Genomic DNA, 11756 nt, shown 5'->3' with positions numbered 1-11756 from the left:
TAACCATCGACCCGACCAGGAACTACCAACCCCGAGGACTGCCCAGCGACCGCCCAAAGAAAAAGCCCTGAACCCAAAATGCAGGTTCAGAGCTATTCCGATGTCCTAACACATCACATGGGTCGGGGTGGCGGGATTCGAACCCACGGCCTCTTCGTCCCGAACGAAGCGCGCTACCAAGCTGCGCCACACCCCGCTTGAAGCCACGACAGCCTATCGCACCGGGCCGTCGACTCGCCAAACCGCGGGCTCACGGGTTCCAGGTGCAGAAGCGTTCGAACTCGGCCAGGGCCGTGGCCGGGCCGCTCGGATCGAGCCCCTGCCCACTGACCCAGTCGTCGTCGAAGTAGGTGTCGGCGTAGCGGTCGCCGCTGTCGGCGAGCAAGGTGACCACCGAACCGCTGCGGCCGTCGGCCACCATCTCGGCCAACAAACCGAATGCTCCCCACAGATTGGTGCCCGTGGACGGCCCCACCCGGCGTCCCAGCACGGTACTGACATGGCGGGCGGCCGCGATGGACGCGGCGTCGGGAACCGACACCATGCGGTCGACCACGCTGGGCAGAAACGACGGCTCGACCCGCGGCCGGCCGATCCCCTCGATTCGCGACGAGGCGGACATCACGACGTCGGACCGCCCTTCGGCATAGGCGGGGAAGAACGCCGAATTCTCCGGGTCCACGACGCACAACCGGGTCGCGTGCCGCCGGTAGCGGATGTAGCGCCCGATCGTCGCGCAGGTTCCGCCCGTTCCCGCACCCACCACGATCCAGTCCGGGACGGGGTGCTTCTCCTCGACCAGCTGCGCATAGATCGACTCGGCGATGTTGTTGTTGCCGCGCCAGTCGGTGGCGCGCTCGGCGTTGGTGAACTGGTCCAGGTAGTGCCCGCCGGTCTCGGCCGCGACCCGCTCCGCCTCCGCGTAGACCTGGCTGGAGCTTTCGACGAAATGGCAACGGCCGCCTTGTGCTTCGATCAGCGCCACCTTCGCCGCGCTGGTCGCCGCCGGCATCACCGCGACGAATGGCAGACCCAGCAGCGACGCGAAGTAGGCCTCCGACACCGCCGTCGAACCCGACGACGCCTCGACCACCGTCGTGTTCTCCCCGATCCAGCCGTTGCACAGCGCGTACAGGAACAGCGAGCGCGCCAGCCGGTGTTTGAGGCTGCCGGTGATGTGTGTCGTCTCGTCCTTCAGGTACAGCGCGACGTCAGCGTCGGCACACCAGGCCGACGGCAGCGGATAACGCAGCAGGTGGGTGTCGGCGCTGCGCCGGGCATCGGCCTCGATCAGCCGAATCGCATTGTCCGTCCAGCTGCGTGACAGGCTGCGGACCGCGATGCGGGTCCGATCGCTCACCGCACCGACACGCTGGGTTGCGAACGGCCCAGGTTCGTGTTCGAGTCCCGGCCGCCCATGGGGCTGGCGATCAACGTCAACAGGGTCGCCTCGGGCCGGCAGCTAAACCGTACCGGCGCAAAGGGTGAGGTGCCGATCCCCGCGGAGACATGCAGCCGCATGTTCGGGCCCCACTGGGAGGCCCCCTTGGCGCGCGACCGGTCCAACCCGCAGTTGGTGACCAGGGCACCGTAGAACGGCAGGCACAGCTGCCCGCCGTGGGTGTGGCCGGCCATCACCAGCTGGTAGCCGTCGGCGGCGAAGCGGTCCAGCACCCGGGGCTCCGGCGAGTGGGTCAGCCCCAGCCGCAGGTTTGCGACCGGGCTCGCTGGGCCCGCGATCGTGTCATAGCGGTCCCGATCGATGTGCGGGTCGTCCACCCCGGCCGCGGCGATGTGCAGGCCTGCCACCTCGAACTCGCGACGGTTATGGGTCAGGTCGAGCCAGCCGCGTTCGGTGAAGGCCGCCCGCAGATCCTGCCAGGGCAGCGGCTCGCCGTGGACGCGGTGGCCCGGGTTGATCAGGTAATTGGCGGGGTTCTTCAGGCGCGGTCCGAAGTAGTCGTTGCTGCCGAACACGAAGACACCCGGCCGATGCAGCAGGTCGCCCAGGGCCTGCACCACGGCCGGCACCGCCTTGGGATGGGCCAGGTTGTCACCGGTGTTGACCACCAGGTCGGGCTCCCAGCTGGACAGCTCACGCAACCACGCTTGTTTACGGCGCTGGCCGGGCAGCATGTGGAGGTCGCTGATATGCAGGACCCGCAGCGGTGTAGAGCCCGGGCTCAAGACGGGCATGGTGATCTCGCGTAGCACGAACGCGTTGCGTTCGATCAGCGCGGCGTAACCGATCCCGGCGACGATCGAGCCGAGCGCGACGGCGCCGGTGCGTAACAGTACGGGCGAAACAGCCATGCAGGCAGCCTACTGCCGGTCGGCGACTGATCGCTCGTCGCTTACGTCACTGGTGCTTGCCGAAGTGCCTACGGAGGCGGCGGCGGCGCCAGCAGCGGAATGGTGATCGGCGGCAAGCCGGGAATCTCGATGACCTGCGAACCGATCGGGGCCGGGGGCCCGTCCTCCGGTGGCGGCGGCGGTGGCGGCGGGATCCCGTTGCTGATCTGAATCGTGATGATCGAACCAGGGATGGTCTGGCCGCTGGGCGAGGTTCCGACCACTTCGCCGTACTTCGCGGTGCTGTTGACCGCATTGGGCTGATCGGCAACCTGGAAGCCCGCATCCTTGAGACGCAGCCGCGCCTGATCCACGTCCAGCCCTGCCACGCTGGGTACCCGGGAAGCCGCGGAGCCCTCGACATACCGCGGATCGGTCGGCGGCAGGTGCACCTCGCCGAAATTGTTGGCGATCGGCTTCATGGCGGTGAACCAGGTCCGGGCCGGCTCATTGCCGCCGTAGAGGTCACCGCTGCCGCAATGGCGCAGCGGGCCGGAACACAGATCGGTCGGCGACGTCGAGTCGTCGTAGATGTAGTTCGCCGCCGCATAGCGGTTGGTGAAACCCACGAAGCCCGACGACCGGTGGGCTTCGGTGGTGCCCGTCTTACCCGACATGGGCAGGTCCCAGCCCGCCGCACCGGCCGAGCCCGCCGCGGTGCCGCTGCCCACGGCGTCCTTGCTCATCGCATTGGCAAGGGTATTGGCCAGCCCTTCGGGCACCACTTGCTCGCAGGTCTCGGTGGTGACGGAAACCTCGTTGCCGTTGCGGTCGATCAGCTTGTCGATCGGGTTCGGCGGGCACCACACGCCTCCGGAGGCCAGTGTGGCCGCGACGTTGGACAGCTCCAGCGCGTTGACCTCGATGGGGCCTAGGGTGAACGAACCGATGTTCTGCCGTTTGACGAAGTCGGCCAGGCTCTCGTTGCTGTCGGGGTTGTAGTCGCGCGCGGTGCCAGGATTGGCGTAGGACCGCAGGCCCAGCTTGATCGCCATGTCGACGGTGCGGCTGACCCCGACCTGCGAGATCAGCTTGGCGAAGGCGGTGTTCGGGGAGGTGGCCAGCGCGTCGGTCACGTTCATCGACCCGCGGTAGTTTCCGGCGTTGACCACGCACCAGGTGTCCTTGGGGCAGCCCTTGGCGCCACCGCTGCCCAGGCCCTTGGCCTGGAAGCGGGGCGGCACGTCCAGCTGGGCGTTGATGCCCATGCCCATGTCGAGCGCGGCGGCCGTGGTGAAGATCTTGAAAATCGATCCCGCGCCGTCGCCGACGAGCGAGAACGGCTGGGGCCGCATGGTTTCGCCGGCCTCGGTGTCCAGGCCGTACTTGCGGTTGCTGGCCATCGCGACGACCTTGTGCGAATCCTTGCCCGGCAGGATGACGCTCATCACGCTGGAGATGCCGGCCAGGCTGGGGGGCGCGAATTTGTCGACGGCCGCCTTGACCGGCACCTGGACGTCGGGGTCCAGCGTGGTGCGGATGAGATAGCCACCCCTGGCCAGCTGCTCTTTGCTGATCCCGGCGCGCGACAGGTACTCCTGGACGTAGTCGCAGAAGAAGGCACGGTCACCGGCGGCGATGCAGCCCCGGGGCAGCTCATTGGGCTGCGGCAAGACTCCCAGCGGCTGGGCCTTGGCGGCACGCAGAGCGTCCGCCTCCTGCGGGATGTTCTCGATCATGGTGTCGAGGACCAGGTTGCGCCGAGCCAGCGCGCCCTCGGGGTTGGTGTAGGGGTTCAGTGCGCTGGTCGACTGGACCATGCCCGCTAGTAGCGCCGCCTGCTGCCAGTTCAGGTCTGAGGCGTTGATACCGAAGTAGGTCTGCGCCGCGTCCTGCACACCGAAAGAGTTGTTGCCGAACGACACCAGGTTCAGATAGCGGGTCAGGATCTCGGACTTGGTGAAGGTCTTGTCCAGGGTGAGCGCCATCCGGATCTCGCGCAGCTTGCGCGCGGGAGTGGTCTCGACGGCTGCCCGCTTCTCGGCGTCGGTCTGGGCGGTGACCAGCAATTGGTAGTTCTTGATGTACTGCTGCTCGATGGTCGAGCCGCCGCGGGTGTCGAGGTCGCCGGAGGCATAGCCGGCCAGTCCGGTGAGAGTGCCTTTCCAGTCGACGCCGTTGTGGTCGGTGAAGCGCTTGTCCTCGATGGAGACGATCGCCAGCTTCATGGTGTTGGCGATCTTGTCCGACGGCACCTCGAACCGTCGCTGCGAGTACAGCCACGCAATGGTGTTGCCCTTGGCGTCGACCATCGTCGAGACCGCTGGCACCTCTCCCTGTAGGAGCTGAGCCGAGCCGTTGGCCACTACCTCGGAGGCACGGTTGGACATCAGCCCGAGACCGCCCGCGAAGGGGAACATCAGAGCGGCGGCCACGACGCTGGCCAGCACACAACATCCCGCGAGCTTGAGCAGGGTAAGCGCCACCGGGGGGCGATCGGACATGCGTACTACAGTAGCGGCCCCCTGTCACGCCCCCGCGCCGCGCGACTGAAGAAAATTCTTAGGAAAGCGGTTGACGTCGGCGCCGTCGGCACCCCGACGCTTATTTTGCGCGTGCGTCACAGGTCAGGGACCTAATCGGGGACCGAGGGGGCGCCTTTCCCCCGGCCGATCGGCAGAAGTCGGGACGCCCGTCCCAAAAATAGCGTTATCAGACTGTTGCGCAATTACCATCTGAGCACCTAACTTATAAGCGCAGTGAGATTCAGGTAACACCGATGGGCACAGTGTGTGGTAGGTCGCATCATCGGCTGGTATCCGAGGAGGGCGGTCGCGGTTGAGCGGCCGGGAGGAAGGGATCAGCTCGTGTCAGGTACACGTCCAGCCGCTCGGCGGACCAACCTAACGTCCACGCCCAACGTTCTGCGCAGTGTCGATGCGGAAGAACGGATCAACTGGGTATCAAAAGCGCTGTGCAGGGCGACGGACCCCGACGAACTGTTCGTCCGGGGAGCCGCGCAACGCAAGGCCGCAGTGATCTGCCGCCATTGTCCGGTGATGCAGGAATGTGCTGCCGACGCGCTCGACAACAAGGTCGAGTTCGGTGTGTGGGGCGGCATGACCGAGCGTCAGCGCCGGGCACTGCTCAAACAGCATCCTGAGGTGGTTTCGTGGTCGGACTACCTCGACAAGCGCAAGCGTCGCAGCGTCGGCTAGTCCTCTGAAACAGGGGTCCGGGGCGCCGATCTGCCCCTCGTTCCTCATTACATTTTCGTTACGGTGGCTGTCGCGCAACTCTAATTGCCTTGTGCCCAATAGGAACTGGCGCATGCGCAATAGCGGGGTTTTCTAACCGTATCGTTGCTCGGCGCGGTGGGTGGCGGTTTCACGAAGTTCGCGGCATCGAGTGTGAGTCGACGGCGTCCAGCGTGTGACTAGGGCGGAACAAACCGGCGCGGGCGCACCCTGGCTTCACGGTCGACGCCGTCGACTCACACTCGATGACCCACGCGTATGGAGTGCTCAGCGGCCCGCTGCGCGGGCCGCATCGTCGCCGACCGGGCCCTGATTGGTCGGCTTCTCAGCGGCCCGCTGCGCGGGCCGCATCGTCGCCGACCGGGCCCTGATTGGTCGGCTTCTCAGCGGCCCGCTGCGCGGGCCGCATCGTCGCCGACCGGGCCCTAATTGGTCGGCTTCTCAGCGGCCCGCTGCGCGGGCCGCATCGTCGCCGACCGGGCCCTAATTGGTCGGCTTCTCAGCGGCCCGCTGCGCGGGCCGCATCGTCGCCGACCGAAGTGATCTGGTCAGCGAGCGCGCGCAGCGCATCCAGGTCGGAGACGTCGAAGGGCAATGACGGGACACCGACGACCGGCACATGCGGATTGGCCCCGGTGAATCGGGACAGCAGCCGGATTTCCCGCTTGGCCGTCTGCCCGCGGTCGGCATGGACCCGCAGCACCGCAGCCGCCAGTGAGGCGGCCGCCGACTGGCTGTGCTCCTCCTCCAAGGTTTCGGTCGCGTCGATAGCCCGCTCGACAGGCAACGCGCACAGCATCGGGTGAGTGCGATTCAACACCAGCCCGGCCAGCGGCATGCCTTCTTCGGTCAGCCGGTCGACGAAGAATGACGCCTCGCGCAGCGCATCGGGCTCGGCTGCGGACACCACCACGAACTGGGTACCGCGCCGCTTCAGCAATGCGTACGTTCGGTCCGCCTTCTCACGGAAACCCCCGAACGTGGCGTCCAGTGATTGCACGAATGCGGCCGCATCGCTCAGCATCTTCGAGCCGAGCACCGTGGACATCGCCTTCATGGCCAAACCCATCACACCGGTGACCAGCCGGCCGATGCCCCGGCCCGGAGCCAGCAGCAGCCGCCACAGCCGGCTATCCATGAAACTGCCCAAGCGTTTTGGCGCGTCCAGAAAATCCAGCGCGTTGCGCGACGGCGGAGTGTCCACCACGACCAGATCCCAACGATCCTGTGCCAGCAGCTGACCCAGCTTCTCCATGGCCATGTACTCTTGGGTGCCGGCAAGCGATGTGGCGACGGTCTGATAGAACTGGTTATCCAGGATCGATTGCGCGCGTTCGGATCCGGAGTATTGGACCACCATTTCGTCGAACGTGCGCCGCATGTCGAGCATCATTCCGTGCAGTTCGCCGGGCACGTCCGCGGACAGCGGGACCCGTTGGGGTGTATTACCCAGGTCGTCGATACCCAGGGCCTGCGCCAGCCGCTTGGCCGGGTCGATGGTCAGGACGACGACAGTACGGCCGTATTCGGCGGCGCGCAAGGCAATTGCCGCCGCAGTGGTAGTCTTGCCCACGCCGCCGGCCCCGCAGCACACGATAACCCGGTTGGACGTATCGGCCAGGATCGCGGCCATATCAAGGGTTTTCGGTATGGCGCTCATCGAACCCCCTGCTGCGCAAGTGATTCCGAAAGCTCGTACAAGCTGCCCAAGTCGACACCATCGGAAATCGTGGGTAGTTCCAGCCTCGGAACATGCAACGCGTCAAGTTGCTGCGCGGTCTCGGCGCGTGCGCTGATCCGGCTGGCGTGCTGGATGGTCTCGGTCAGCAGACCCGCGAAATCCGGGCCGGCCAATTCGATTCCGGCCATTGCCAAACCGGACCGCACCGAGTCGGCGTCGATATCGCCTTCGGCAGCCTTGGCGAGGTCCTCGGGACTCAGATAGGCCGGAATGTTGCGGTTGACGATGACACTGCCGATCGGCAATTGCATCTCGGCCAGCTCCTCAATGGCTTCCATGGTCTCCTGCACCGGCAACGCCTCCAGCAGCGTCACCAGATGGATAGCGGTCTGATCGGAGTGCAGCAACTTCACCACACCGTCGGCCTGCGAATGCACCGGCCCGCCCTTGGCCAGATCGGAGACCGCCTTGGTGACGTCCAGAAAGCGCGCGATGCGGCCGGTGGGGGGCGCGTCGACGACGATCGCGTCGTAGACCGGGTTCCTGGTCCCCTTGTTGACGCGGACCACCGTTTCCTTGATCTTGCCGGTGAGCAGCACATCGCGAAGGCCGGGTGCGATCGTCGTCGCGAACTCGATCGCACCGACGCGTCGCATTGCCCGGCCCGCGATGCCCAGGTTGTAGAACATGTCAAGGTATTCCAGGAACGCGGCTTCGATATCGATTGCCAACGCGTTCACCTGCCCGCCGCGCTCGGCGGTCGCGATCTTGACCTCCTCATAGGGCAGCGGCGGAACATCAAAGAGCTGCGCAATCCCTTGGCGCCCTTCAACTTCCACTAGGAGAACCTTGCGACCTCCGGCTGCCAGTGTCAGCGCCAGCGCCGCCGCGATCGTGGACTTTCCAGTGCCGCCCTTGCCGGTCACGAAGTGCAAGCGCGCCTTCGACAAGCGCGACGGCCAGCCGACGGGATGACCGTCGCTAGATGTGTTCGCCACCATCGCATGCTAGCCCGACCGCTGCGCCCGGCCACCGGGCTGGCCGAAGCTTGTCAACAGGGGCGGATAAGCTGCCGTCATGACCCAACCCTCCGCATGGGAGTACGCGACGGTTCCGTTGCTCACGCACGCCACCAAACAGATCCTCGATCAGTGGGGAGCTGACGGCTGGGAGCTGGTCGCGGTGTTGCCGGGGCCCACCGGCGAGCAGCATGTCGCCTACCTGAAGCGTCCGAAGTAATGGACGCTAAATCCCGGCTCGCGCAACTGGGCATCACGCTTCCGGAGATCGCGGCGCCGCTGGCGGCCTACGTTCCGGCGGTGCGCACCGGCAACCTCGTCTACACCTCGGGGCAGTTGCCCTTCGAGGCTGGAAAGCTGGCCTGCACGGGCAAGGTGGGCGCCGACATCACGCCGGAGGAAGCCAAGGCGGCGGCCCGCATATGTGCGCTCAACGCACTGGCGGCGGTGAATTCACTGGTCGGCCTGGACTCGGTGATGCGGGTGGTCAAAGTGGTCGGGTTCGTCGCCTCCGCACCGGGCTTTCACGGTCAGCCCAGCATCATCAACGGAGCCTCGGACCTGCTCGCCGAGGTCTTCGGCGACAACGGCGCCCATGCGCGTTCGGCGGTCGGCGTGTCCGAGCTACCGCTCGGCGCACCCGTCGAAGTCGAGCTGATCGTGGAGGTCAGTTAGGCGATCGTGACCGAGTCGCTGACCCACCCCGCGTACGGCCGGTTGCGGCCGGTCACCGACGCGGCATCGGTAATGGTGGCCGACAATCCCGGTCTGATGACGCTGGAGGGCACCAACACCTGGGTGCTATCCGGACCGAGCAGCGACGAGCTGGTGATCGTCGATCCCGGGCCGGGTGACGACGAACACATCGCCCGGATCGCCACGCTGGGCCGCATCGCGCTGGTACTGATCAGCCATCGCCACGGCGACCATACCGACGGCATCGACAAGCTGGTCGAGCTGACCGGGGCACCGGTGCGCTCGGCGAATCCGCAATTCCAGCGTGGCGACGGGGTGACGCTGAGCGACGGGGAAGTGATCGACGCTGCCGGGCTGGCGATCACGGTGCTGGCCACCCCCGGGCACACCGCAGACTCGCTGTCGTTCCTGCTCGAGGATGCCGTCCTGACCGCCGACAGCGTGCTGGGCCGCGGGACCACAGTCCTCGACAAGGATGACGGCAGCCTCTCCGACTACCTGGAATCGCTGCATCGGCTGCGCGGTTTAGGCCGGCGGGCGGTGCTTCCCGGACATGGGCCCGAATTGGCCGATCTCGCCGCCGTTGCGCACGGATACCTCGTGCACCGGCATGAGCGGCTCGAACAGGTGCGGTGCGCGCTGCGGGACCTCGGCGAGGAAGCCACCAGCCGTCAGGTCGTCGAACATGTCTACGTCGACGTCGACGAAAAGCTCTGGGATGCAGCCGAATGGTCCGTGCAGGTCCAGCTGGATTATCTGCGCCGAGACTGAAAATTTGCAGCCAAAGCGCGAGTGGAGGCCTGCAGAATTACAGGCTCGGCAGAGGAAACTACCGAGCCCGGCGGGCCAGCCGTTCAGAGTCCGAGATCAGCACGCTCTTGCCCTCCAACCGGATCCAGCCGCGGTGCGCGAAGTCGGCCAGCGCCTTGTTCACCGTCTCCCGAGAGGCGCCGACCAGCTGGGCGATCTCCTCCTGCGTCAGGTCGTGGGTGACCCGCATTGCGCCGCCCTCCTGGGTGCCGAAACGCTGGGCGAGCTGCAGCAGCTGCTTGGCCACCCGGCCGGGCACGTCGGTGAAAATGAGGTCGGCCAGATTGTTGTTCGTGCGCCGCAACCGGCGCGCCAGGACACGCAGCAACTGCTCGGCGATTTCCGGACGATCGGCGATCCACGCCCGCAGTGCGTCGCGGTCCATCGAGACCGCCCGCACCTCGGTGATGGTGGTCGCGCTGGACGTCCGCGGCCCCGGGTCGAAAATCGACAGCTCGCCGAACATGTCGGACGGTCCCATGATGGTCAGCAAGTTCTCCCGGCCGTCCGGCGAGCGCCGGCCGATCTTCACCTTGCCCGAGATAATGATGTATAGCCGATCGCCCGGCTCACCTTCAGCGAAAACCGTGTGTCCGCGGGGGAAGTCAACGGGCTGCAGCTGCTTGGTCAGCGCTGCGACCGCGCTGGGCTCAACCCCTTGGAAGATTCCTGCCCTTGCCAGGATCTCGTCCACGTTGCCTCTTCAGCTTTCCAACGAAGTGATACGGGCAGGCCGTCCATCTTGACCAGCGCCGCTGTACAGGTTAGGCCAATCGGTACGACGTGCCAACGCTACACACGATTGACGTGTCGAGTCGCCTTAACACGGGAATGGATGTAACGGGGGGCGGCACGGTACGGATCCGCGTGATGCTTTCCGGTGAGCGCCCTGGGGGAGGGCGCCTCGGCTTGTCCCAGCGTCTGCCGTCGGTGCAGATAAGCCAGCGCCTCCGGCATGCCCTCACGGGCCAGCCGGTGTACGTCGGCGGCCTGCGCATGCTCCAGAAACTCGGCGACGTCAGAAGCGGTCACGGCGTCGCAGGAAAGCGCCTGTTCCAGCCGCCCGAGGCCGAGGGTGGTCAGCATGAGTAACGCGGGAACGCACGCCACCAGCAACCACGACACAAGGAGAGTAAACATGGCCTTGCATCAACACGAGGTCTCGGTCAGATCACGAAATCAGTACTCTGTCGTAGGTGACAGCGGCAAAGTCCTCCGGGCCAACCCGGTCCAAACCAGCCACGCCCCCGCCCGACATCGCCAAACGCTGGTCCGCCGAAACCCGCACCGGCTTGGTGCGCCGGGCACGGAGGATGAATCGTCAACTGGCACAAGCCTTTCCGCATGTATATTGCGAACTGGACTTCACCAATCCGCTCGAGCTCACAGTGGCGACCATCCTGTCGGCACAGAGCACCGACAAGAGGGTGAACCTGACGACACCGGCGTTGTTCGCGAAATATCGAACGGCGCTCGACTATGCCAAGGCCGAGCGCACCGAGCTGGAAAACCTCATCCGCCCCACTGGTTTCTACCGTAACAAGGCGAACGCGTTGATCGGACTCGGGCAAGCGCTCGTCGAACGATTCGACGGCGAAGTGCCGGCCACCATGGAAGAACTGGTGACGCTGCCGGGCGTCGGACGCAAGACCGCCAACGTCATTCTCGGCAATGCGTTCGGCATCCCCGGAATCACCGTCGACACCCATTTCGGGCGGTTGGTGCGGCGGTGGCGCTGGACCGCCGAAACCGACCCGGTGAAGGTGGAGCATGCGGTCGGCGAACTGATCGAACGCAAAGAGTGGACCGTGCTCAGCCACCGGGTGATCTTTCACGGCCGCCGGGTGTGCCACGCGCGCAAGCCCGCGTGCGGTGTCTGCGTGCTGGCCAAAGACTGCCCATCCTTCGGGCTCGGCCCCACCGAGCCACTGCTGGCCGCACCTCTTGTCCAGGGCCCCGAAACCGAGCATCTGCTGGCCCTTGCCGGCCTGTGACAGCGCG

General features: G+C 66.0%; 12 protein-coding genes and 1 tRNA gene. 5 read left to right on the top strand and 8 right to left on the bottom strand.

Translation table 11 applies throughout. From position 1 onward, the window contains the following. Positions 1-122: 122 nt before the first annotated feature. The 4 genes from EET13_RS26710 to ponA2 all read right to left on the bottom strand — a co-directional run bounded on the left by EET13_RS26710 (position 123) and on the right by ponA2 (position 4796). A tRNA-Pro gene (locus EET13_RS26710) sits at positions 123-196 on the bottom strand. A gap of 54 nt (positions 197-250) precedes the next feature. Then, a complete protein-coding gene (gene cds1 / locus EET13_RS26705; RefSeq protein ID WP_211186538.1) occupies positions 251-1360 on the bottom strand; it encodes an L-cysteine desulfhydrase Cds1 in 1110 nt (369 codons plus the stop codon). Beyond that, positions 1357-2313, bottom strand: a complete 957-nt coding sequence (locus EET13_RS26700) for a metallophosphoesterase (protein ID WP_122445057.1) — start codon at positions 2311-2313, stop codon at positions 1357-1359. Before EET13_RS26700 ends, cds1 begins: the two co-directional genes overlap by 4 nt. Positions 2314-2381: 68 nt before the next feature. Then, complete coding sequence (ponA2, locus tag EET13_RS26695; RefSeq protein ID WP_122445056.1) at positions 2382-4796, bottom strand: transglycosylase/D,D-transpeptidase PonA2; 2415 nt, start codon at positions 4794-4796, stop codon at positions 2382-2384. Between the two features lie 363 nt (positions 4797-5159). Here ponA2 and EET13_RS26690 point away from each other — a divergent pair, with 363 nt between their 5' ends. Next, positions 5160-5510 carry a WhiB family transcriptional regulator gene (locus EET13_RS26690; protein ID WP_122445055.1) on the top strand — a complete coding sequence of 117 codons (351 nt, stop codon included), beginning with the start codon at positions 5160-5162 and terminating at the stop codon, positions 5508-5510. A 538-nt stretch (positions 5511-6048) separates the two neighbouring features. Here the strand turns inward: EET13_RS26690 and bagB are convergent. Both bagB and bagA read right to left on the bottom strand, forming a co-directional pair. Beyond that, positions 6049-7209 (bottom strand): ATPase BagB, encoded by a 1161-nt coding sequence (gene bagB / locus EET13_RS26680; protein WP_122445054.1) that lies wholly within the window; start codon positions 7207-7209, stop codon positions 6049-6051. Then, on the bottom strand, positions 7206-8231 hold the full coding sequence (gene bagA / locus EET13_RS26675) for an ATPase BagA (protein ID WP_122445053.1): 1026 nt from the start codon (positions 8229-8231) through the stop codon (positions 7206-7208). The genes bagB and bagA overlap by 4 nt, the downstream gene beginning before the upstream one ends. Positions 8232-8307: 76 nt before the next feature. On the opposite strand from bagA, the gene sp36 reads away from it, so the two are divergent. The 3 genes from sp36 to EET13_RS26660 all read left to right on the top strand — a co-directional run bounded on the left by sp36 (position 8308) and on the right by EET13_RS26660 (position 9716). After that, entirely contained in the window at positions 8308-8469 is a 162-nt protein-coding gene (gene sp36, locus EET13_RS26670) for a Sp36 family protein (RefSeq protein WP_023368608.1), read from the top strand. Beyond that, positions 8469-8924 carry a RidA family protein gene (locus EET13_RS26665; RefSeq protein ID WP_122445052.1) on the top strand — a complete coding sequence of 152 codons (456 nt, stop codon included), beginning with the start codon at positions 8469-8471 and terminating at the stop codon, positions 8922-8924. The genes sp36 and EET13_RS26665 overlap by 1 nt, the downstream gene beginning before the upstream one ends. 72 nt (positions 8925-8996) lie before the next feature. Next, on the top strand, positions 8997-9716 hold the full coding sequence (locus EET13_RS26660; protein WP_122445067.1) for an MBL fold metallo-hydrolase: 720 nt from the start codon (positions 8997-8999) through the stop codon (positions 9714-9716). A gap of 58 nt (positions 9717-9774) precedes the next feature. On the opposite strand, the gene crp is transcribed toward EET13_RS26660, so the two are convergent. Both crp and EET13_RS26650 read right to left on the bottom strand, forming a co-directional pair. After that, on the bottom strand, positions 9775-10449 hold the full coding sequence (crp, locus tag EET13_RS26655; RefSeq protein ID WP_023368605.1) for a cAMP-activated global transcriptional regulator CRP: 675 nt from the start codon (positions 10447-10449) through the stop codon (positions 9775-9777). 98 nt (positions 10450-10547) lie between these two features. Next, positions 10548-10895, bottom strand: coding sequence for a hypothetical protein (locus tag EET13_RS26650; RefSeq protein ID WP_122445051.1), 348 nt, complete (start codon positions 10893-10895; stop codon positions 10548-10550). A gap of 116 nt (positions 10896-11011) precedes the next feature. Here EET13_RS26650 and nth point away from each other — a divergent pair, with 116 nt between their 5' ends. After that, positions 11012-11749: an endonuclease III gene (gene nth / locus EET13_RS26645; protein WP_122445066.1), complete on the top strand. Its 738-nt coding sequence runs from the start codon at positions 11012-11014 to the stop codon at positions 11747-11749. Positions 11750-11756: the final 7 nt, after the last annotated feature.

Origin of the sequence: Mycobacterium attenuatum, assembly GCF_900566085.1 — a bacterium.
GTDB lineage: Bacteria > Actinomycetota > Actinomycetes > Mycobacteriales > Mycobacteriaceae > Mycobacterium > Mycobacterium attenuatum.
This window is presented reverse-complemented; position numbering and strand designations above follow the sequence as displayed.

Bases quoted from the DNA above. Each gene is read 5' to 3' on its own strand.
- EET13_RS26650 (WP_122445051.1), bottom strand. From the start codon at position 10,895: ATGTTTACTCTCCTTGTGTCGTGGTTGCTGGTGGCGTGCGTTCCCGCG.
- sp36 (WP_023368608.1), top strand. From the start codon at position 8,308: ATGACCCAACCCTCCGCATGGGAGTACGCGACGGTTCCGTTGCTCACG.
- bagB (WP_122445054.1), bottom strand. From the start codon at position 7,209: ATGAGCGCCATACCGAAAACCCTTGATATGGCCGCGATCCTGGCCGAT.
- bagA (WP_122445053.1), bottom strand. From the start codon at position 8,231: ATGGTGGCGAACACATCTAGCGACGGTCATCCCGTCGGCTGGCCGTCG.
- EET13_RS26700 (WP_122445057.1), bottom strand. From the start codon at position 2,313: ATGGCTGTTTCGCCCGTACTGTTACGCACCGGCGCCGTCGCGCTCGGC.
- EET13_RS26665 (WP_122445052.1), top strand. From the start codon at position 8,469: ATGGACGCTAAATCCCGGCTCGCGCAACTGGGCATCACGCTTCCGGAG.
- ponA2 (WP_122445056.1), bottom strand. From the start codon at position 4,796: ATGTCCGATCGCCCCCCGGTGGCGCTTACCCTGCTCAAGCTCGCGGGA.
- EET13_RS26660 (WP_122445067.1), top strand. From the start codon at position 8,997: ATGGTGGCCGACAATCCCGGTCTGATGACGCTGGAGGGCACCAACACC.